Origin of the sequence: Xanthomonas vasicola (assembly GCF_000772705.2) — a bacterium.
In the GTDB taxonomy this organism is placed as follows: domain Bacteria; phylum Pseudomonadota; class Gammaproteobacteria; order Xanthomonadales; family Xanthomonadaceae; genus Xanthomonas; species Xanthomonas vasicola.
In genome coordinates, this window is sequence record NZ_JSBW02000022.1 from 1 (window position 1) to 19,889 (window position 19,889).

13 protein-coding genes, 1 other RNA gene and 1 pseudogene are annotated in these 19,889 nt (G+C 66.3%); 6 read left to right on the forward strand and 9 right to left on the reverse strand.

The genetic code is table 11. The features are described 5' to 3' along the window. Window positions 1-173: 173 nt before the first annotated feature. Both NX05_RS04360 and NX05_RS04365 read right to left on the reverse strand, forming a co-directional pair. On the reverse strand, window positions 174-1,706 hold the full coding sequence (locus NX05_RS04360; RefSeq protein ID WP_172645685.1) for a DNA recombination protein RmuC: 1,533 nt from the start codon (window positions 1,704-1,706) through the stop codon (window positions 174-176). Between the two features lie 183 nt (window positions 1,707-1,889). Next, window positions 1,890-2,897, reverse strand: coding sequence for a zinc-binding alcohol dehydrogenase family protein (locus NX05_RS04365; protein WP_017118148.1), 1,008 nt, complete (start codon window positions 2,895-2,897; stop codon window positions 1,890-1,892). 95 nt (window positions 2,898-2,992) lie between these two features. Between NX05_RS04365 and NX05_RS04370 the strand changes: the two genes are divergently transcribed. From NX05_RS04370 to NX05_RS04390, 5 genes and pseudogenes are all read left to right on the forward strand, one after another. After that, window positions 2,993-3,916, forward strand: a complete 924-nt coding sequence (locus tag NX05_RS04370; RefSeq protein ID WP_039431866.1) for a LysR family transcriptional regulator — start codon at window positions 2,993-2,995, stop codon at window positions 3,914-3,916. 479 nt (window positions 3,917-4,395) lie between these two features. Continuing rightward, window positions 4,396-4,626, forward strand: coding sequence for a hypothetical protein (locus NX05_RS04375; RefSeq protein ID WP_010376436.1), 231 nt, complete (start codon window positions 4,396-4,398; stop codon window positions 4,624-4,626). A gap of 163 nt (window positions 4,627-4,789) precedes the next feature. After that, window positions 4,790-5,401: pseudogene (locus tag NX05_RS25225) on the forward strand (glutathione S-transferase family protein). A 130-nt stretch (window positions 5,402-5,531) separates the two neighbouring features. Next, on the forward strand, window positions 5,532-5,912 hold the full coding sequence (locus NX05_RS04385; protein ID WP_010376430.1) for a hypothetical protein: 381 nt from the start codon (window positions 5,532-5,534) through the stop codon (window positions 5,910-5,912). 218 nt (window positions 5,913-6,130) lie between these two features. Further along, window positions 6,131-7,546, forward strand: coding sequence for an amino acid permease (locus NX05_RS04390; protein ID WP_039431864.1), 1,416 nt, complete (start codon window positions 6,131-6,133; stop codon window positions 7,544-7,546). 529 nt (window positions 7,547-8,075) lie between these two features. Here the strand turns inward: NX05_RS04390 and NX05_RS04395 are convergent. The 6 genes from NX05_RS04395 to NX05_RS04420 all read right to left on the reverse strand — a co-directional run bounded on the left by NX05_RS04395 (window position 8,076) and on the right by NX05_RS04420 (window position 17,851). Beyond that, window positions 8,076-10,562, reverse strand: a complete 2,487-nt coding sequence (locus NX05_RS04395) for a GH92 family glycosyl hydrolase (protein WP_039431873.1) — start codon at window positions 10,560-10,562, stop codon at window positions 8,076-8,078. Window positions 10,563-11,533: 971 nt separating this feature from the next. Next, window positions 11,534-11,923: a DUF2628 domain-containing protein gene (locus NX05_RS04400; protein WP_039431863.1), complete on the reverse strand. Its 390-nt coding sequence runs from the start codon at window positions 11,921-11,923 to the stop codon at window positions 11,534-11,536. Between the two features lie 120 nt (window positions 11,924-12,043). After that, entirely contained in the window at window positions 12,044-13,792 is a 1,749-nt protein-coding gene (locus NX05_RS04405; protein ID WP_039431860.1) for a sensor domain-containing diguanylate cyclase, read from the reverse strand. Window positions 13,793-13,912: 120 nt separating this feature from the next. After that, entirely contained in the window at window positions 13,913-15,103 is a 1,191-nt protein-coding gene (locus tag NX05_RS04410) for a sugar diacid recognition domain-containing protein (protein WP_039431871.1), read from the reverse strand. 242 nt (window positions 15,104-15,345) lie between these two features. Beyond that, window positions 15,346-16,515: a glycerate kinase gene (locus NX05_RS04415; RefSeq protein WP_017118145.1), complete on the reverse strand. Its 1,170-nt coding sequence runs from the start codon at window positions 16,513-16,515 to the stop codon at window positions 15,346-15,348. Between the two features lie 25 nt (window positions 16,516-16,540). Further along, window positions 16,541-17,851, reverse strand: coding sequence for an MFS transporter (locus NX05_RS04420; protein ID WP_026112276.1), 1,311 nt, complete (start codon window positions 17,849-17,851; stop codon window positions 16,541-16,543). A 200-nt stretch (window positions 17,852-18,051) separates the two neighbouring features. Here NX05_RS04420 and NX05_RS21785 point away from each other — a divergent pair. Beyond that, window positions 18,052-18,126, forward strand: a non-coding RNA gene (locus NX05_RS21785) — sX9 sRNA. Window positions 18,127-18,368: 242 nt separating this feature from the next. Here the strand turns inward: NX05_RS21785 and NX05_RS04425 are convergent. Then, window positions 18,369-19,610 carry a dipeptidase gene (locus tag NX05_RS04425; RefSeq protein ID WP_026112275.1) on the reverse strand — a complete coding sequence of 414 codons (1,242 nt, stop codon included), beginning with the start codon at window positions 19,608-19,610 and terminating at the stop codon, window positions 18,369-18,371. Between the last annotated feature and the right edge of the window lie 279 nt (window positions 19,611-19,889).

The following is a 19,889-nucleotide window of genomic DNA, read 5'->3' on the forward strand; positions in this document are numbered from 1 at the left end:
ACGGCAAGCAGATCGTCTGCGCCGCCATGCGCAAGCTGCTGCATCTGGCCTACGGCGTGCTCAAATCCGGCACTGCATTTGACCCGCACAACGCTCTTGCCAGATAAGGGGCAAGACGGTATCTACGTTGTGCTGTCGCCTGCGGACGTCATGCATCACTGTCTGCAGCCGGATCACGCCTGCTCGTCGCTGCCGTCATCTTCGCTGCTGGTTCCGGTGTCGTCGCTGCCATCGTCCAGCAGCGCCTGCGATTGCTCGCCGGCCAGGGTTTCCACCCCGCGCAGGCGGCGTTCGATGGTGCGGGTCTTGCGACTGGCTTCGCCCAGGCTCTTGCCCACGGTGCTGATCTGCCGCTCGGCCTTTTCGAGAATGCCGGCAAACTTGCCAAACTCGCTCTTCACCGCACCCAGCACCTGCCAGACCTCGCTGGAGCGCTTCTCGATGGCCAGCGTGCGGAAGCCCATCTGCAGGCTGTTGAGCAAGGCGGTGAAGGTGGTGGGACCAGCCAGCACCACGCGATGCTCGCGCTGCAGCAGGTCTACCAGACCGGCGCGGCGGATCACTTCGGCATACAGGCCTTCGGTGGGCAGGAACATCACCGCGAAGTCGGTGGTGTGCGGCGGGCAGACATACTTGTCGCTGATCGATTTGGCCTGGATGCGGATGGCGCGTTCCAGCTGCGCAGTCGAATGCTTGATTGCCTCGAGGTCGCCCTTTTCCTGCGCGTCGATCAGGCGTTCGTAATCCTCGCGCGGGAACTTGGCATCGACCGGCAGCCACACCACCGTGTCGTCGCCGCGCCCGGGCAGGCGGATCGCGAAATCCACCGCCTCGGCGCTGTCGGGCTTCACCCGCACGCCGCGTGCGTACTGCTCCATCGTCAGCGTCTGCTCGAGGATGTTGTCCAGCTGCACTTCACCCCAGCCGCCACGGTCCTTGACGTTGGTGAGCACACGCTTGAGGTCGCCCACGCCGGTGGCCAGCTGCTGCATTTCGCCCAGGCCGCGCTGCACCTGTTCCAACCGTTCGGAGACCAGCTTGAACGAGGCATCCAGACGCGTGTTGAGCGTGGTCTGCAGTTTTTCATCGACGGTGGCGCGCATCAGTTCGAGCTTGCTGGCGTTGTCGTTTTGCAGGCTGGCCAGCTGCTGCTCCAGTGTGGCGCGCAGTTCGCCGATGCGCAGTTCGTTGCGCTGTGTGAGTTCGTTCAAGCGCTGGCCCAGCGCTTCGGTAAAGCGCTGTTGCGATTCGCCGGCTTCCTGGCGGCCCTTGCGGGAGTCTTCGGCCAGCGCTTCGCGCAGCGCGGCCATGTGCGTGTCGGTGCGCGCAATCAGTTCGGTCAGTTGCTGGCCGAACACGTGGATGCGGGTTTCCTGTTGCTGGCCGAAGCCTTCGAGCTGGGTACGCAGTTCGCTCAGCCGCAGGGTCAGCAGTTCGCCGGTGCGTTGTTGCGCAAGGCCGCTTTCTTCGCGCGCCTTGCGGGCGTCTTCGCCGAGCGCGTCGCGCAGCAGGTCCAGGCGTTGGTCGGTGCGCGTGGACAGCTCGGTGAGGTTGCGCGCGAAGGTTTCCAGGCGGGCATCCTGCTGGCGGGCCAAGCCTTCGAGTTGCTCGCGCAGTTCGCCGCGGCCGTCGCGTTGCTCGGCGCGCAGCGCATGCTCCAGCGCGGTGGTGGACGGACGTCGCAGCAGCGCGAGCAGCTGCAACACGAGGACTACGACAAGCAGCCCAAGAAGGATCAGGGATTCGGATGACATGCGCGCAGTGTAGCGGTGCCTGTCGCAACAGCTGCGTCGCGGATCTTGACCAGTAGTGATCGCGCGGCAGCGCTGCGGGGTGCGGCGGCACGACAGCGGCCATGCCGGGCCGCTGTCGTGCGCGAGGCGCCTCGCTCAGAAGCCTTCCAGCACCAGCTTGCCGCGAGTGCGGTGCGATTGCAGCGCGGCGTGGGCGCGGCGCAGGTTGTCGGCGCTGATGCGGCCGTAGTGCTCGCCCAGGGTGGTGCGCAGCACGCCGGTATCCACCAGCTCGGCGACGCGATTGAGCAGATGGTGCTGCGCGATCATGTCGTCGGTCTCGAACAGCGAGCGGGTGAACATCAGCTCCCAGTGCAGCGACAGGCTCTTGCGCTTGAGCGGCACGGCGTCCAGCGTGGCCGGGTCGTCGATCAAGGCCAGCTGGCCCTGTGGGGCGAGTACCTCGACCAGCTGGGCGAAGTGCTGGTCGGTGTGGGTGAGGCTGGCGACGTGCTGCACCTGCGCGATGCCGATCCGCTGCAGGCCTTCGCTCAGCGACTGGCTGTGGTCGATCACGTGATGCGCGCCGAGTGCGTGTACCCAATCCTGGGTTTCCGGGCGCGAGGCGGTACCGATCACGGTCAGCTTGGTCAGCGTGCGCGCCAGCTGCACCAGCATCGAGCCGACGCCACCGGCCGCACCCACGACCAGCAGCGCCTGGCCTTCGCCGCCGCCTTCGGCAATGCCGAGCCGGTCGAACAACAGTTCCCAGGCGGTGATGGCAGTCAGCGGCAACGCGGCGGCCGCGGCGTCATCAAGCGTGGACGGCTTGCGCCCGACCAGGCGCTCGTCGACCAGGTGGTATTCGGCATTGGTGCCCGGGCGGGTCAGCGCGCCGGCGTAGTACACCGCATCGCCGGGGCGGAACAGGCTGACCTGCGTACCGACCGCATCGACCACACCGCTGGCGTCCCAGCCGAGCACGCGCGGGGCGTCCACCGCGGCGTTGTTGCGCACCTTGGTGTCGACCGGATTGACCGAGACGGCGTGGATGCGCACGCGCAAATCGCGCGGGCCGGGGGTGGGCAGGGGCAGCTCGAGTTCGACCAGTGCGCGCGGGTCGTCGATGGGCAGGCCGTGTTGCGGATAGGCAATGGCTTTCATGGCGGGGCGTCGTGCGGGAGGGAGCTGCATGGTCGGCCACCTGAATTCACAGAAAAACCGGCAAACTGCGCAAGCACTTTCACGATGGAGTGAAGATGGTCCGCTTCGACGACCTGGCGCTGTTCGTGCGGACCGCAGCGCTGGGCAGTTTTTCCAGTGCCGCGCGCGAGGCGGACCTGTTGCCTGGTCAGGCCAGCGCGGCGGTGGCGCGGCTGGAGCGCGCGCTGGATCTGCGCCTGTTCGCCCGTTCCACACGCAGCCTGCGGCTGACCGCCGAGGGCGAGCAGTACCTGCCGTACGCGCGCCAGGTACTGGAGCTGCTGCGCGACGGGCGCGAGCATGTGCGTGACCACGACAGTGCGCTGCAGGGCTTGCTGCAGGTGACGGCGCCGTCGGACCTGGGCCGCAACGTGCTGCTGCCGTGGCTGACCGAATTCCGCGCCGCGCACCCGAAGCTGACCTTGCGCCTGCACCTGTCCGATCAGGTGGCCGACCTGTATCGCGCGCCGGTGGATGTGGCGTTCCGGCTCGGCCGCATCGACGATGCCGAACATGTGGCGTTGCCGCTGGCACCGGACAACCGCCGCGTGCTGGTGGCCGCGCCCGCGTACCTGCAGCGCCATGGGCGGCCCGCCACGTTGGATGCGCTGCGCGAGCACGCCTGCCTGCTGTACGTGCTGGCCGGGCGTGCCTACGACCGCTGGCAGTTCGAACTGGAGGGCCGCCGCCACGTGGTGCCGGTGCGCGGCACAATGCTGTGCGACGACGCCGATGTGGTGCGGCGCTGGGCGGTGGCGGGCGAAGGCATTGCCTACAAATCGTGGCTGGATGTGTGCGGCGACGTGCAGGCCGGACGGCTGGAGGTGCTGTTTCCCGAGTGTGGCGACCGCCTGCCGCTGCATCTGGTGTGCCCGCACCGCAAGCAGTTTTCGCCGGCGATCCGGCAACTGCATGCGTTGTTTGCGCAACGCTGCCAGGCGCTGACGGCGTTGTATCCGGTGCAGGCCGGTGTGGAGTGATGTCGTTGATGAGAAGCAGTGGTCAGGTGGCACGACTTCTTTCACCAGTGGTCCGGCAACTGCATGTGCTGCTTTGCGAAACGCAGCGAGGGCTGACGGCGTTATAGCCGGTGCGGGCGAGTGGGGTTGGTGTGGAGTGATGCGGTTGACGAGAAGCACTGCTCAGGCGGCACGACTTCTTTGGTCGGCCGCGTTGCTTGGTCGATGTGTTGAGCAGATGCATGTCATCAACACGCCATATCCACTGAGCGTTACGCGGTGTGCCGTGTTCACGTCGCACCCACCGGCGGTTCTCTTGTTCCCTGCGTTGCAATGCATTCCGTGTGGCTGCACCGCTACGCCAACAATATGCAGCCCGCATGCGTCGCTGCCCATGGATTGCTCTGTCGTTGCTGCGCGGGCCATTGCCGCGTTCGTTGAAGCGCCCATCACTGCGGCGGATCTAGCCTGCCGGCATGACATCATCCAGTTCCGGTCGCATGCAGCGCTATGGCAACCACGACGGCCACTCTGGCGTGGTGGCGTACGCGCTGGCCGATGACGCCATCGCGGTGCGCTTTCGCAACGGCGAGACCTATGTGTATACCGCCGACAGCGCGGGTGCCGAGGTGGTGGCGACCATGCAGCGGCTTGCCACGGCGGGGCGAGGTTTGAGCACCTACATCAGCCAGACCGTGCGCGATGCGTACGCGGGCAAGATCGAACTGTAGCGGCGCACGATTGCAGCGGTGAGAATGCAATGCGCGCTCGGCTGCTCACCGCAGCGGGCATCAACACGCACGGCTGCGCTAGCCGCATCACGCGTCTGGCGTTGCATGCAGTACGTGCCACCATCGCCAATTGCTTCCCATCACGCGTAGCAAGGAAGAACACATGCTGGAGATCTACGGAAAGCCAACTTCGATCAACGTGCGTAAGGTGCTGTGGTTGTGCGATGAGCTGGCGCTGGACTACACGCTGCATGCGTACGGCAGCGGCTTTGCATCGGTGCAGACGCCGGAATTTCGCGCGCTCAATCCCAATGCGCTGGTGCCGGTGATCCGCGACGGCGCGCTGGTGCTGTGGGAATCGAACGCGATTTGCCGGTAGCTGGCTGCACGCAGCCAACGCCACGATCTGCTGCCAGCCGCGCCCGCCGCGCGTGCAATGGTCGTGCATGGATGGATTGGCAGGCCACCGAGCTCAACACCGCCTGGCGCTACGCATTCATGGCCGCCATGGCGGCGCGGCGGATACCGATCCGCAGGCGATTGCCGCAAGCGTGGCGCAGTGGAACCAGCACATGGCGATTCTCGACGCACAACTGCAACGCGGCGGTCCATTCGTTTTCGGGGCAGACTTCACCTTGGCCGATATCTGGGCCTGTCGACGCAACGCTGGATGGCCAGCCCAATCGCACATACGACGTTGCCTGCGGTAACGGCGTACTACGCACACCTGCAACTACGCGCCGGAATTCAGCGCCACGGTTGTACCGCGCCGTAAGGCTGCGCACAGCACCAGTGCGACGCGAGCCAGACAACGCAGCAACTGCATGCAGCACGCTCGCACTGCATTGACCTCAGCGTGACTTGCGCATGGGTAGGGTGAGGTTCTGCTTTTGTGAGGCTTGCCGATGACTACTGCCACCAACCGAACCCGCCTGCTGGCCTTGGGCCTGTTTGCTTTTCTGGGCACCTTCGCGGCGATCGTCTGGTACCTGATGCGGCCCTACGGCTCGGTGTATTTCTTTCCGGTGCATTTTTTGATCGGTACGGCGTTGCCGTTTTTGATCTATGCGATCGGCGGAACCCGGCGTTGGTTCTGGATCGGCATGGGCATCACAGCGCTGGTGCTGCTGTGGTTCAACCTGTGGGGCCATGAGGCCAATGGCGCAGCGCCGCGGGTGCTCGACTGGAGCCACTTTGCTGCCGGCGTGGTCGGGCTTGCCGGTGCATGGGCGGTGCAGCTGATCTATCGCAACGCGCGCCCGCCGCATCGCCCGTCGGTTGAATGAGTGCAGATTCGGGATTGGCGATGTGGGACTTGCACAAGCAGTGACATGGCGTCGGCGGGTGTACTCGGTGATTGAGTTGCAGGGCGCGCGGCGTGAGGGTAACGCCATGGACGTGTGTGCCCTGCCCGACCGCGGCAGTCGCATGCGCTTGGACCGGATAGCTTTGCTGCGCTGCGTTGGGCGACACTCGCGCATTCTTTGATTCCTGCGAGGTCCGCATGTCGTCTTGGCTCAGGCGCAAATCCATCGATCAGGTCACCGTGCACGAGGCCGGCCGGCAACTGGTCCGCAGCCTGAGTTGGCCGCATCTGATCGCACTCGGCATCGGGGCCATTGTCGGCACCGGTATCTATACGTTGATTGGCGTCGGCGCCGACAAGGCCGGCCCTGCAGTGCTGCTGTCGTTCGTAGCGGCCGGCATCGTCTGCGCCTGCGCGGCGCTGGCGTATGCGGAAATGGCCACGATGATGCCGGCCGCCGGCAGCGCTTACACCTACAGCTACACCGCGTTGGGCGAATGCATCGCCTGGGTGGTGGGCTGGAGCCTGGTGCTGGAATATTCGCTGGTGGTGAGCACGGTGGCGGTGGGCTGGTCGGGTTACTTCGTCGGCTTCCTGCAGTGGTTGGGGGTGAGCTTGCCGCACGAACTGATCGCCGGGCCACATGCCGGCGGCATCGTGAACCTGCCGGCGGTGGTGATCACCTTCCTGGTGGCCGGCATGCTGATGGCCGGCACCAAGGAAAGCGCCACGCTCAATGCGGTGCTGGTGGTGCTGAAGATCATCGCGCTGGGTGTGTTCGTGGCCATTGCGTTGCCAACCTTCAACAGCGCCAACCTGCAGCCGTTCATGCCGTATGGCTTCTCCAAGGCGATGGGCCCGGACGGCGTGGAGCGCGGCGTGATGGCCGCGGCGGCGATCATCTTCTTCGCGTTCTATGGCTTCGATGCGATTTCCACTGCGGCCGAAGAAACCAAGAACCCGGGGCGCGATCTGTCGATCGGCATCGTCGGCTCGATGATCGGCTGCACGCTGATCTACGTGCTGGTGGCGCTGGCGGCGGTGGGTGCGATGAGCTTCACCGTGTTCGGCAAAAGCCCGGAACCGTTGGCGCTGATCCTGCGTGAACTCGGCCACGGCAAGGCGGCGTTGGTGATCGGAGCGGTGGCGATCATTGCGTTGCCGACCGTGCTGCTGGCATTTTTGTACGGGCAGAGCCGCATCTTCTTTGTGATGTCGCGCGATGGCTTGTTGCCGCGCAGCTTGTCCAAGGTCAATGCACGCACCGGCACGCCGGTGGCGATCACGCTGTTCACCGCGGTGCTGGTGGCGGCACTGGCGGGCGTGGCACGGCTCGACGAGATCGCCGCATTAGCCAATGCCGGCACGCTGGCGGCATTCACCGCAGTGGCTGCCTGCCTGCTGGTGCTGCGCGTGCGCGAGCCCGGCCGCGCACGTGCCTTCCGCACGCCGCTGGCATGGGTAGTGGGGCCGGTCGCGATCCTGGGCTGCCTGTACCTGTTCTGGAGTTTGCCGAGCAAGACGCAGGTCTGGTTCCTGCTGTGGAATGCGCTGGGCGTGGTGGTGTACTTGGCGTATGGGCGACGGAATAGCCGATTGAATGCGGCTGGCTGAGAGCGCGACATCCTTCTCCCGTCGGGAGAAGGTGACCCGCAGGGGCAGATAAGGGTACGTGCGAAGCCACGTGCTCTCGAAAGAACACCGGGGCTTCGCTCCGCATCCCGACCCCGAAGCCCCACACGGCGCAGGCGCTCCAAGGCACGCGCCAGTGGCTTGCAGGCTGTGACTTCTCGCCCGGCGGAGAAAGGCTTTCAGCTCTGCCAAGAGATCTGAAACTGCATGCACTGCTTTCCCTTCTCCCGTCGGGGCATTGTCCCCTTCATAGGGAAGAGGTGGCGCGTAGCGCCGGATGAGGGTGCGAGCGTAGCTTCGTGCAGCGGGATAACACGAGGGCTTTGCCCCGTACCCTCACCCCACGCCCCGCTCCGCGCCCCAGCCCGCGCTTGCGGCGCGGGCGCTCCAAGGCACGCGCGCCAGTGGCGCGCAAGCTGTGCCTTTTCGCCCCGATGGGAGAGTGGCTTTAACATTGCCGCTCTTTTAGCGCCAAGCGCTGTTGCCCCTTCTTGCCCCGCAGGGAGAGGGGCTAATCCGCCGCGGTGTACTGCGCCTGTGGCGTGGCACAAAACGATGTCGGCAATGCATCCGCTTGCGTACCCCAGCCTTGCGTGGGCGCCTGCTTGGTGAGCGCAAACGCCAACGTGCCGCCCTGTTGCAGTTGCGCCCACTCCAGGAATACCTGCGGCTGCGGCTTGCCGTTCCACCGCACGCTGTCCACGTATTGCAGCGCGCGGCCATCGGCGCCGGGGGCGTCGATGCGCAGGCGCTTGCCGTTGCCCAACTTCAGCGTGACCCGCTTGAAACGCGGCGCATGCAACAGGAATTCGCCGCTGCCCGGCACCGCCGGATACAAGCCCAACCCACTAAACAGATACCAGGCCGACATGGTGCCGAGGTCGTCGTTGCCGGTCACGCCGTTGGGTGCGTTGGTAAACAGCTGTTGCGCGGCGCGCAGCACGGTGGCGGTCTTCCACGGTTGCCCGATCAGCGTGTACATCCACGGTGCGTGCAGATCCGGTTCGTTGTTGGGGTTGTAGCGATACTGGTTGTAATAGCTGTACGGGCCGACCACCCAGTGCGTACGTGCCGCAGTGAGCGGATCTTTCAGCAGATCGTCGTAGGCGAAAAAGGCGTCCAGCCGCTTCCCGGCCTGCTCGCGGCCATGCATGGCCTGCAGCATGCCGGGGATGTCCTGCTGCACCAGCCACTGGTACTGCCAGGCCGTGCCTTCGTGGAAGCCATGCGCCGAGCGTGGGCTGTAGTGGTCGTCGGACGGCGCATACCAGCTGCCGTCTTCCAGGCGCGGGCGCGGGAAGCCGGCAAAACCGGTCTCGGCATCGCGCACATCCGCGTCCCAGACGCGGTGCCAGTTGCCGCCGCGTTTGCGCAGCTGCGCGCTGTCGTCGCTATGGCCTAGCGCCTGCGCCATCTGTGCGAGCGCGCAATCGGCCAAAGCGTATTCCAGCGTGGCCGAGCCGCCGTGGTGCGGGTCCACGTCCATGCCCTTGGAGGGAAAGGCGCGGTCGTAGTGCACGAAGCCGTTGGCCAGATAACTGGCATTGCCAGAGCGCCCGGCGTGGCGCGAATTGATCGGCGGCTGGCCGAACGCATTCTGGCGCAGCGCTGCATACGCCTCCGCCTCATTGCCCTGCAGCGCGCCGAAGCGCCACAGATCCACCAGGAACGGGGTGACCGGGTCGCCGGTCATGATGTTGGTGTCGAAGTTGGCGTAACCCCAGCGCGGCAACCAGCCACCCTGCTGATGGATCGCCAGCAACGAGCGGCCGATATCGCGTGCGCGCGCCGGTTGCAGCAAGGCCAGCAACTGGTTTTGCGTGCGGTAGGTGTCCCACAGCGAAAAATACGCGTAGTAGGTCCAGCCATCAGCACGATGGATCGTATCGTCGTAGCCGCGATAGCGACCATCGGCATCGCTGCCGGTGAGCGGCTGCAGCAAGGCGTGATACAGCGCGGTGTAGGCCACGCTGCGGTCGTCGTTGCTGGCGCCTTCCAGTTGCATGCTGGCCAATTCGTTGCGCCAGAGGTGCTGCGCGCGCTTGCGCATCTGCTCCAGGCTCAGCAGTTTGCCGCCCTGCATGCCATCGGTACGCAGGTTGCTGCGGGCGCCTTCGGCATCCACATGCGAGATGGCGCTGACCACGGTCACCGCACGCGCGTTCTTGTTCTTGCCCAGCGGGAAGCTGAGCCAGGCGCCGTTGGGCTTAAGTTCGCCGCCCATGCTGTGGCGCGCGCCGGGCACGCCGCCCTCTTCGCCCCACACGCCATGCGCGGTAAAGGGGCGGTCGAATTCCAGCCGGAACCAGGTGGTGTATTCGTGGCCGCCGCAGAAGCTCTGCGTGGTGAGTTTGCCCTCGACCACGCGGTCGCCAAAGATCTGCACCTGGCTGCCGATCACCACATGGCGGTCGTTGGCCTGGGCCACGTTGACCAACACATGGCCGGTGCCGGCACCCGGCGCGAAGGTGTAGCGCTCGGTGGCGGCGCGGGTGAGCGCGCTGGCTTCGGCGTCGATGCCGCCGTAATCGGTGAGCCGCACCTTGTAGTAGCCGGCCTGGCCCACTTCGCCGTCATGGGTGTAGCGCGCGGCATAGCGCTTCTGGTCGAATGCCTTGGCATCTTTGGTGTCGAAGTCGCCACCGGGGCCGATGCGCCCGGTAACCGGCAGCACCGACACCTGCCCGCCCTGCTCCCAGCAACCGGCGCCGGACAGGAACGAATGCCCGAAGCCACGAATGCTGGGGTCGTCGTAACGCCAGCCGGCGTAGTGCGCGCCGATCGGGCTGACCTGGATCAGGCCGAACGGCGCCGATGCGCCCGGGTAGGTATTGCCGTCGTCCTTGCTGCCGATGAAGGTGTTGACCTGCGCCGGGTCCTGCGCGGCCAGCGGGCCGGCGAGAGTGACGCCTAGCAGGCACAGGCTGGCGGCGCGGCGCCACAGCGGCGTTGATGATGCGGGCAAAAGAGAACGATCAGATACAACGTCAGGGAACATGCACGGCATCTCACATGGGGCGACAGGACTCAGCTGAAATGGCGCACATATGTGCGCCGCACGGAGCTGCGGCTGTCCTGACAGGCGAGCTCTAAGACGGCTCTCTTGCGCCGCAGCGGCTGGAGAAACGCCTGCGATGATTGTGCACTGAATCCGGGCGCACGTGCCCTGGGCGGCCGTATCGTGCGCGTCGCGCAAAGAAGATGATGCGCGTGCTTGGCAGACTTCAAGGAACTGCAGCAATCTGCTGGCAAACCGGGCGCGACGGATGGACATCCTCAAATCCGGCGGTACGCCGCCCCAGCTCCCCAATCCTGGCCGCATCAGGCGCGCGCCGATGCAGGCGTTTGCTGGTTCAGCACTTCAAACAACTCTGCGTAATGCGCACTGAAACGTTCCCGGTCAGCCACCAAGGCTTCCAGATCTGGCACCTTGCGGCGGCGCTAGCGTGGTGATCATGTGGTCCAGTCCCTGCATACCGGGCGCAAGCGCAGCGAGTGTCGCCGCTCTCAGCAATGAGTGAGGCCCGTGCGTGGCGATTGTTTGAAATCCTGGCGTGTGAAAGCGACTGCTTTCGATCTGGAACTTCAACGTCGTGCGTGCGCCTTTCTCCTCGGCGCAGCGCAGGCTCAGCTGCACATCGGAACTATCCGTTGTTCTGGCACACACGTCTGGTCAGGACGGCGGTGCTGAAGGTCCACGGTCACTTTTTCGCCCGGCATGGACAGGGCCATATCGATAGCCACCAAGGCCTGGTTTGCCGCCTAGATCGTCAGTGCGGGGTGCTCACAGTGCCCCCAACAGCGGCCGCCTTGGTCGAGCCCGGACAAAGCGTGCCGGGAAACGCTCTTCTCACCCGCCGCTTCAGACCGCTCAGGGGACCTGCGGTGTCAGCCGTCTAAAGCCCGGCCATCGGACCGGGCTTGGCGGCAAGGCGTCGGTGGGAGGGTCCGCGCCTGGGTGCCCGTGACTTACCAGCGCATGCCTTCGAACGGATTGAAGCTGGTGCTGCCCTTCACCTTGTCCAGGTAGTAGGCGTAGTTGGCGCTCATGCCGGCCAGCAGGGCCAGTGGAATGCTCAGCGCGTTGCCGATCGCTGCGGGCAGGAACGAGGCCACGATGCCGACCACCAGGCCGATGCCGATCAGGCCCAACGCCTTGCGCCACAAGCCGAGGATGAAAAAGTAGATGAAGCCGAAGAACAGCGCGTAGAAGTTCATGCCCACCTTGAGCTTCTCGCCGAAGGGCAGCGTTTTGAGCGCTTCCTTGTGGGCGGGATCCTTGGGGCCGCCGTGACGATCAAAGAAAGCGAAGCGGAACTGCCACTTGGGGCTGAGCTGGGTGCGATCGAAGGTATCCATTCCAATCCATATAGTTGTAAACGGTTACATGATAGGCGATCGGGTATTCATCGGCACGTTCTCCGCAGCCGGTCACACGGGTTCGGTGCAGCTTTGCGGGCGCGGTGCCAGCGCGAATGGTCAGCGCTGGTCGCTCATGCCGGTGCCGCGACGGGCACGGCGCAGCGAGTACAGCGAGTGGTCGGCGCGATCAACCACCGCCGCCAGCGCTTCGCCTTCCTGGCGCAAGGCGGTGCCGAGGGTGAAGCGGATCGGCGCGTCGTCGATGGCGCCCATGTAGTCGCGCATCAAGATGTCCAGCTGTGCCTGGGTGGCCTGGTGCAGCAACACCAGGAATTCGTCGCCGCCCAGGCGCACCAGGCGGTCCTGGGTGCGCAGCGGCTGGTTGAGGAACCAGGCCATCTGCACCAACACCTCGTCGCCACGCTGGTGGCCATGGGTGTCGTTGACCAGTTTGAACTTGTCCAGATCCACCACGATGCAGCCCCAGCGCACGCTGGGGTCGCGCTTGTCCAATTCGTCCAGGAAGCGGCGGTTGTAGCAGTTGGTGAGCGGGTCGGTGAACGACCATTCCAGCAGCTGCTTTTCCTGCCGGTACTGGTTGGTGATGTCCTGGGCGTGAGCCAGTACCACGGTGGCGTCGGACTCCACATCCAGCACGTTGTGATACTGCCAATGGCGCAGGCTGCCGTCGCCGGCCACCAGTTCGATCACGCCCGAATCCTGGCCATCGAGCACCATGCGCGAGAGATAGCCCTGCAAGGCGGCATGGTGCTCGGGGCGCACGAATTCCACCAGCGAGCGGCCTTCCATCTGCTCGACGCTGCGGCCCAGCGAGCGCGCCGCGGCCGGGTTGATGCTGACCAGCCGGCCGTGCATGTCGTGGGTGCAGATCAGGCCCAGGCTGTACTGGAACATCTTGCGGAACTTGCGCTCGCTGGCGGCCAGCGCATCTACCGCCCGGTGCCGGTCGGTGACGTCCTGGATTGCGCCGATCAGGCGCTTGCGCCCATCCACATGTTCCACCGAGCCGGTGCTGTGCACCCACAGACGCCGCCCGGTGGCGCTGGTCAGCGGCAGTTCCAGATCCCAGGGAGTGCCGTCGCGCACGCACGCTTCAAACGCTTGGGTGATGATCGCGCGCGCTTCCAGCGGGTAGAAGCCGATCGCCTCGGTCAGGCTGGGCCGATAACCAGGTGGTAGGTCGTGCAGGCGGCAGGTCTGGTCGGACCAGGTCAGCGTGCCGCTGGTCACATCCACTTCCCAGCCACCCACCCCAGCCACGCGGCCGGTGCGCTCGAGAAACGCTTCGCTCTCGCGCAGGCGTTGCTGCAGCTGGGCGTTGGCCGCCTCACGCTCGAGCATCACGCGGCGTTGCTCCAGGCCTTCGGCGGCCACCTTGGCCAGTTGCTGCAAGGCCTGCAATTGCGCCGGCTCCAGCGCGCGCGCGCGCTGGTCGATCACGCACACGGTGCCCATGCGTAAGCCATCCGGCAGCACGATGGGGGCGCCGGCGTAATAGCGGATACCGGGCGCATCGGTGACCAGGGCGTTGTCGTGGAAGCGTGGGTCGGCCGGCGCGTCGCGCACTTCCATCACCGCATCGCCCTGGATGGTGTAGGCGCAGAACGCCAGCTCGCGTGGGGTTTCCGAAACCCCCGGCAGGCCGATGTTGGCCTTCCACCACTGCCGCCGTTCGTCCACCAGCGAGACCAGTGCGATGGGGGTACCGGCGATCGCCTGCGCGGCAGCGGCCAGCGCGTCGAAGAACGGCTCGGCGGCGGTGTCGACCACCTGCAATAACGCCAGACGTGCCAGGCGCTGGGCCTCGCTGGACGCAGATGACACGACGGTATCGCACTGGTTCAACGGAGCGCTCGTGGCCGGGCAATCTGCGCAGTTTAGCGGACTGCGCACCCCAGCCAAGGCGGCGTTGCGTGCGCTACTGCACAGCGCCGCATTGCGCGCGTGCTGCGGGTGTCGCGTCACTCAGTCGGTGGTGGTCGTGTCCGTGTTCGCCACGGTTGCGGGGCTGTCGTCGCGCATCTGCAGCGCCAGGTACAGGCGCATGCAGTCGTCGGTGTTGCTCAGGTCCACCGCGCACAGTTCCTGGATGCGCTGCATGCGGTAATCCAGGGTGTTGCGATGGATGCCCAGCACCTTGGCAGTGGGGGCCATGCGCATGCCGGCGGCAAACCAGACCGACAAGGTCTTCAACAACTGGCCGCGACGTTCCTGCGCCAGCAGTGCCTGCAGCGGCTTGCGCAATTCCTCGGCCTGCCAGGCCTGACGCAGGTCGTCCACCAGCACCGGCAGGCGGTAATCGTCGTAGAAAAATGCGTCGGCCTGCGGGGTGCGCGCCTTGCCGATGCGCATGGTGGTGCGCGCAATCTGGTGCGACAACGCCAGCCCGTTGGACTGCGGAAAATACTGGCCCAGGGCCAGCCGGATCCGCAGCCGGCTGCTGGCGCGCATGCGCTCGAGCAGACTGTGCGCGCGGCGGCGTTGCTCCTCCACGTCCCAGTGACCACGGCGGTCCAGTGCCGGCTTGAGCACCACCAGCTCGTTGAGCGCGGTGGCGGCGATCAGGTTGCCGCGCTCGGGCGTGAACAGCAGGGTGTGCAGGCGCTGCAGTTCCACCAGCATGGCGTCCAGGTCCAGGCTGTCGCTTTCCACTTCGATCACCGCGGCCACGCGCGGCAGGTCCAGCGCGATGCCGAGCCGCTCGGCCCAGCCGGCCAGCGCCGGGGTCGGGCCATCGGGACGGATCAGGCCCAGCGTGACTTCTTCGCGCAGGCGCGCGTCGCGGGCCAGCAGGTGCAGCAGTCCGGCCTGTTCCAGCATCGCTTCGGCGGCCATGCGCACCAGCTCGGCCTGTTGCCCAATGCGCTGCGGGTCGCCGGTCAGCCCGACGCAGCCGACGATGCGGCCATCGGCGATCAGCGGCAGGTTGACGCCGGGGCGCACCGCATCCAGCTGCTGCGCCAGGGCGGCGTCGATCTCCACCCGGCCCTGCCTCGACAGCACCAGCAACGCACCTTCGTGCACCTGGCCGATACGCGCCGGCTCGCCGCTGGCGATGATGACGCCGGAGTGGTCCATCACATTGACGTTGCCGTCGATGATGGTCATCGCGCGGTCGACGATGGACTGCGCCAGGGTGCGGTCGAGCGTGAGCATGGGCCGGGGTCTGTTGACGCGATCGAGAGAGGTCACGGTGGCATGTTCGGTGCGCACATGTTCGCCACGTGTGTGATTCGGCGTGCGCTGTGCTGCAGGTCTATGTCCCAGCGTGTCTGCGAACGGTGCTGACCTCCGTTGGCGTGGTGCGATTCGGCGTGCAGCGGGCACGCGCGCTGTCCAACAGGCTGCATCAGAACCGAGCGCATGCCCTCGCCGCTGATGCCACCGGCGCGCGGCCATCAGCACCCATCCACACCCGGCGGCAGCTGTGCCAACACCTGACCCACCTGCAACGTTGCCGCAACGTTGCGCGCGGCGATGCGCACGTTGCTGGCGGCGTCGGCCAATGCCTGTTCCAGCGTGCAGGCGCGATGCACCACCGCGAACATGGCATCGATGCCGTGGCCGTGCAGCAGCGCGGCGCCGTTGCCCAGGCAGCCGGCAATGGCGATCACCGGTTTGGCGTGCCGTTGCGCCACCCGCGCCACGCCGACCGGGGTCTTGCCGTGCAGGCTCTGGCTATCCAGACGGCCTTCGCCGGTGATGATCAGATCGGCCTGGGCGACCAGTGCATCCAGCCCAAGCGCCTGCGCGACGATCTCCACGCCGGGCCGTAACTGCGCGCCCAGATACGCCACCAAGGCCGCGCCCAGCCCGCCGGCCGCACCGCCACCTGGCAGCGCGTGCAACCGCACGCCCAGGTCGCGCTCCAGCAGGTCGGCGTAGTGCTGCAGGTTGCTATCGAGCTGGCGCACCATGCTGGGGGTGGCGCCTTTCTGCGGGCCGAAGATCGCCGAGGCGCCGGTAGGACCGATCAGCGGGTTGTCCACATCGCAGGCCACTTCGAACTGGCAGTCCTGCAGCCGCACATCCATGCCCTCGGTGTCGATGCGCGCCAGCGCAGCCAGCGCGCCACCGCCCGGGCCGATCGCCTCGCCTTGCGCATCCAGCAGCCGCACGCCCAAGGCTTGCGCCATGCCGGCGCCGCCGTCGTTGGTGGCGCTGCCGCCGATGCCGATGATGAAGCGGCATGCGCCGGCGTCCAATGCGGCCAGGATCAACTCACCTACGCCTGCGGTGCTGGTGTGCAGCGGCGCGCGCTCGGCCGGCGGCAGCAGCGCCAACCCGCTGGCGGCGGCCATTTCGATCACCGCGGTGCGGCCGTCGCCGGTCAGGCCGAAGAACGCCTGCACCGCGGTGCCGAGCGGACCGCTGACGGTGCAGGCGATCACCCGCCCGCCGGTGGCGGCAACCAGGGCATCGACCGTGCCTTCGCCGCCGTCGGCAACCGGCACCTTGCTGTAGTGCCAGTCAGGGAACACCTCGCGAAAGCCCGCCTCGATCTGCGTCGCCACTTCCAGCGCAGACAGGCTCTCCTTGTACGAATCGGGGGCAATGACGACCTTCATGGGGACACTCGCTTGGACGGGCGCATCACTGGTTCACCGCGCGCGCCGGCACCCGCAGCACCAGCGCGGTGCCCAGCAGCATGGCGCTGGCCAGCACGTACAGCGCCAGCTCGGTGCTGTGGGTGGTGTCCTTGATCCAGCCCACCAGATAGGGGCTGACGAAGCCAGCGACCTGGCCGGTGGAATTGATCAGCGCCAGCCCACCGGCCGCGGCAGCGGCGGTGAGAAAGCCGTTGGTCAGCGGCCAGAACAGCGGCAAGCCGCTGACCGCCCCCATCGTGGCCAGGGTCATACCGAACAAGGCCAAGCCCAGGTTGTCGGGGACGCTGGCGGCGATGCACAGGCCGGCCGCGCCCATCAGCAACGGAATCACCAGATGCCAGCGACGCTCGCCGCGTCGGTCGGCCGAGCGGCCCATCAGCACCATGAACACTGCCGCCGCCAAGTACGGGATCGCGCTCATCAGACCGATGCGGACCGGGTCGGTGACGCCGCTGTCCTGGATGATCGAAGGTAGCCAGAAGTTGATCGCATACACCCCGCTCTGGATGCAGAAGTACACCGTGCCCAGCAGCCACACCGCCGGGTTGCGCAGCACCGCGCGCAGCGAGGTGGACGCACCGGCCGGCTTGCCTGCTTCGTCGTCGGCCAGTACGCGGGCCAAGGCCTGTTTTTCCTGCGGGTCCAGCCAGCTCGCCTGTTGCACGCCGTCGCTGAGCAGGAACCACACCCCGATGCCCAGCAGCACGGTCGGCAAACCTTGCAGCAGGAACATCCATTGCCAGCCGGCCAGCCCGCCCTGCCCGGCCGAGAAATAGCCCAGGATCCAGCCCGACAGCGGCCCCCCCAGCACCCCGGAGATCGGGATCGCCGACATGAAGACGGTCATGACCCGGCCATGCCGGTCACGCGGAAACCAGCGCGTCAGGTACAGCAAGATGCCGGGGAAGAAGCCCGCCTCGGCCGCACCGGTGAGCAGGCGCAGGGTGTAGAACCCGGCCGGGGTGCGCACGAACAGCAGGCAGGTGGACAGCAGGCCCCAGCTGACCATCATGATCGCCACCCAGCGCCGGGCGCCAATGCGCTGCAGGATCAGATTACTGGGCACCCCGCAAGCGAGGTAACCGATGAAGAAGATCCCCGCGCCCAGCCCGTACACGGTCTGGCTCATGCCCAGATCGCGCAGCATCTGCAGCTTGGCGAAGCCGACGTTGACCCGGTCCAGGTAATTGAACAGATTGCAGACGAACAGGAACGGGATCAGCCGCCACAGGATCTTGCGGTAGGTCGCGCCCATACCTTCGGAGGGCGGCAGGGGCCGGGTGGCTTGGGTCATCGCACGCTCCAGCAGTCGGTGGGCCAGCCGGCGCACAGTGCCTTGGCACCAGCACCACACAGGGTTCGGCGCATTCTAGATTGAGCGTTTTTACGGAATCTTCGTTAGGGTGCCGCCCGTCCGTGGGCAAGCACGCGCCACTTTTTGTGCAAACGCCCAATGGCAGCGATCAGGCGGACGCGGACGGTGCTCGGTGCGGCGTGTACCACGCGTCCGCTCCGGTCCCGGCGCCGTCCGCACTCACCTGGTCGACTGCTCGCAGCGTGTTGGTAGTCGCTCTACATTTCGGACCAGGCACGCGCGGCATCTGCTGAACCGAAACACGCCCCAGTGATCGGCAGTTGGTGCACGGCTGGCGGATCGTGCGACGCAGACGCCCGCACCGCAACGCGCGGACATCCTCCATACCGTCGGGTCCGATACAGCATCCGGCAACACACCGGCGCACTGACCGCCGTGCGCTTTGCGAATCTCGAACCACCACTGCCAAATCCCGGCACTAGTGCCGACTCTCCACTCACGATTCCCTATTCCCCGCCGCATACGCCTGCGCCTGGCCCATCACGCGCAGCAGATTGCCGCCCCAGATGCCGGCGATCTGCTGCTCGGTGTAGCCCTTGCGCAGCAACCACGCGGTGATGCGCGGCAGGTCGGAGACATCTTCCAGGCCCACCACCCCGCCACCGCCATCCCAATCCATGCCGATGCCCACGTGCTCGGGCCCGACCACGGCCAATAGGTGCTCAAGATGCGCGAAGAAATCCTCTTCGGTGGCGCGCTTAATCGGGTAGCGCGCATCCAGTTCCTTGAGCGCGGCGCTGAGCTTGGTGCCGTCGGCAATCTTGACGTGCTCCCAGCCGCCATGCTGGTCGGTGAGCGCTTTCTCGGCAGCCTTGCGCTCGGGGCTGACGCCGCTGTCCACCAGATAGCCGCCGTAGGAATTGACCTGAATCACCCCGCCGTGCGCGGCCAGCACCTTCAAGCGTGCATCATCGATATTGCGCGGGTGGTTGTAGACCGCATGCGCGCCGCTGTGCGAGAGCACGATCGGCACCGGCGACAGCGCAATCAACTGGTCGAACACCGCATCGGAGGCGTGCGATTGATCGATCACGATGCCCAGCGCCTGCGCCTGTTGCACCAGCTGTTTGCCGGCCGGGCTCAGGCCGTTCCACTCCGGCCCCTTGGGGTCGGTGGCCGAGTCGGCGAACTCGTTGTTGAGAAAATGCACGGTGCTCATCAAGCGCAGCCCCTGCGCGTAATAGAAGCGCAGCAACGTGGGGTCAGCCACCAGCGGGCTGGCGTTTTCCATGCTGATGTACACCACGCGCTTGCCCGCGGCCTTGATGCGCGCGGCATCGGCCGGCGTTGTCGCCAACGCAAAGCGCTGCGGTTGCGCGGCCGCCAGCGTGTGGATCTTCAGCAAGCGCTGCAGACCGGCGTCGCGGTCGTCCAGATGCGCGGCCGCAGTGCGATTGCCCTGCCCGGTGTAGACCGCCCAGAACCCGCCATCCAGCGCGCCTTCGACCATGCGCGGGTGATCCACCTGCGACAGGCGGTTGCCGGCATGCGCCTGCAACACATCGAAGTCGGCGCGCTCCAGATTGGCCGGTGTGTCCAGATGCGAATCCAGCGTGACCAGACGGTGTTGCAGCGCGGTGGCGCGTGCCAGTTCGGCCTTGGAAAATTCCAGCGCGTGCGCGGGCAGCGCGGCCGCCAGCAACAACCCGACAGATAGCGAAAGCGAGCGCAGGTGCATGCGACCTCCCAGGCAGTGGGATGAGCCGATCATAGCGGCTGGCTGCACGCGCACTGCGGCCATACGTAGAACGCTGCAGCGCTGCGTTCGATCCGCACGGCGTGGCGTGCGATACGCGCACTGCAAGAGCAGTTCTGCGGCGATGCCGATGGCACAAGCATGCGCAATGCTGTCGAGCCACGCCGCAGCCGGCAACCACGGCGCGGGCAACCGCCGGTCATCACGCATCGGTTTGGTCCGCCTGGCAGCCCAGCGCGCGAAGACCGCCACGCGCGCGTA

Bases quoted from the DNA above. Each gene is read 5' to 3' on its own strand.
- NX05_RS04395 (WP_039431873.1), bottom strand. From the start codon at position 10,562: ATGTTCCCTGACGTTGTATCTGATCGTTCTCTTTTGCCCGCATCATCA.
- NX05_RS04400 (WP_039431863.1), bottom strand. From the start codon at position 11,923: ATGGATACCTTCGATCGCACCCAGCTCAGCCCCAAGTGGCAGTTCCGC.
- NX05_RS04375 (WP_010376436.1), top strand. From the start codon at position 4,396: ATGCAGCGCTATGGCAACCACGACGGCCACTCTGGCGTGGTGGCGTAC.
- NX05_RS04415 (WP_017118145.1), bottom strand. From the start codon at position 16,515: ATGAAGGTCGTCATTGCCCCCGATTCGTACAAGGAGAGCCTGTCTGCG.
- NX05_RS04425 (WP_026112275.1), bottom strand. From the start codon at position 19,610: ATGCACCTGCGCTCGCTTTCGCTATCTGTCGGGTTGTTGCTGGCGGCC.
- NX05_RS04370 (WP_039431866.1), top strand. From the start codon at position 2,993: ATGGTCCGCTTCGACGACCTGGCGCTGTTCGTGCGGACCGCAGCGCTG.
- NX05_RS04420 (WP_026112276.1), bottom strand. From the start codon at position 17,851: ATGACCCAAGCCACCCGGCCCCTGCCGCCCTCCGAAGGTATGGGCGCG.
- NX05_RS04365 (WP_017118148.1), bottom strand. From the start codon at position 2,897: ATGAAAGCCATTGCCTATCCGCAACACGGCCTGCCCATCGACGACCCG.
- NX05_RS04390 (WP_039431864.1), top strand. From the start codon at position 6,131: ATGTCGTCTTGGCTCAGGCGCAAATCCATCGATCAGGTCACCGTGCAC.
- NX05_RS04410 (WP_039431871.1), bottom strand. From the start codon at position 15,103: ATGCTCACGCTCGACCGCACCCTGGCGCAGTCCATCGTCGACCGCGCG.
- NX05_RS04385 (WP_010376430.1), top strand. From the start codon at position 5,532: ATGACTACTGCCACCAACCGAACCCGCCTGCTGGCCTTGGGCCTGTTT.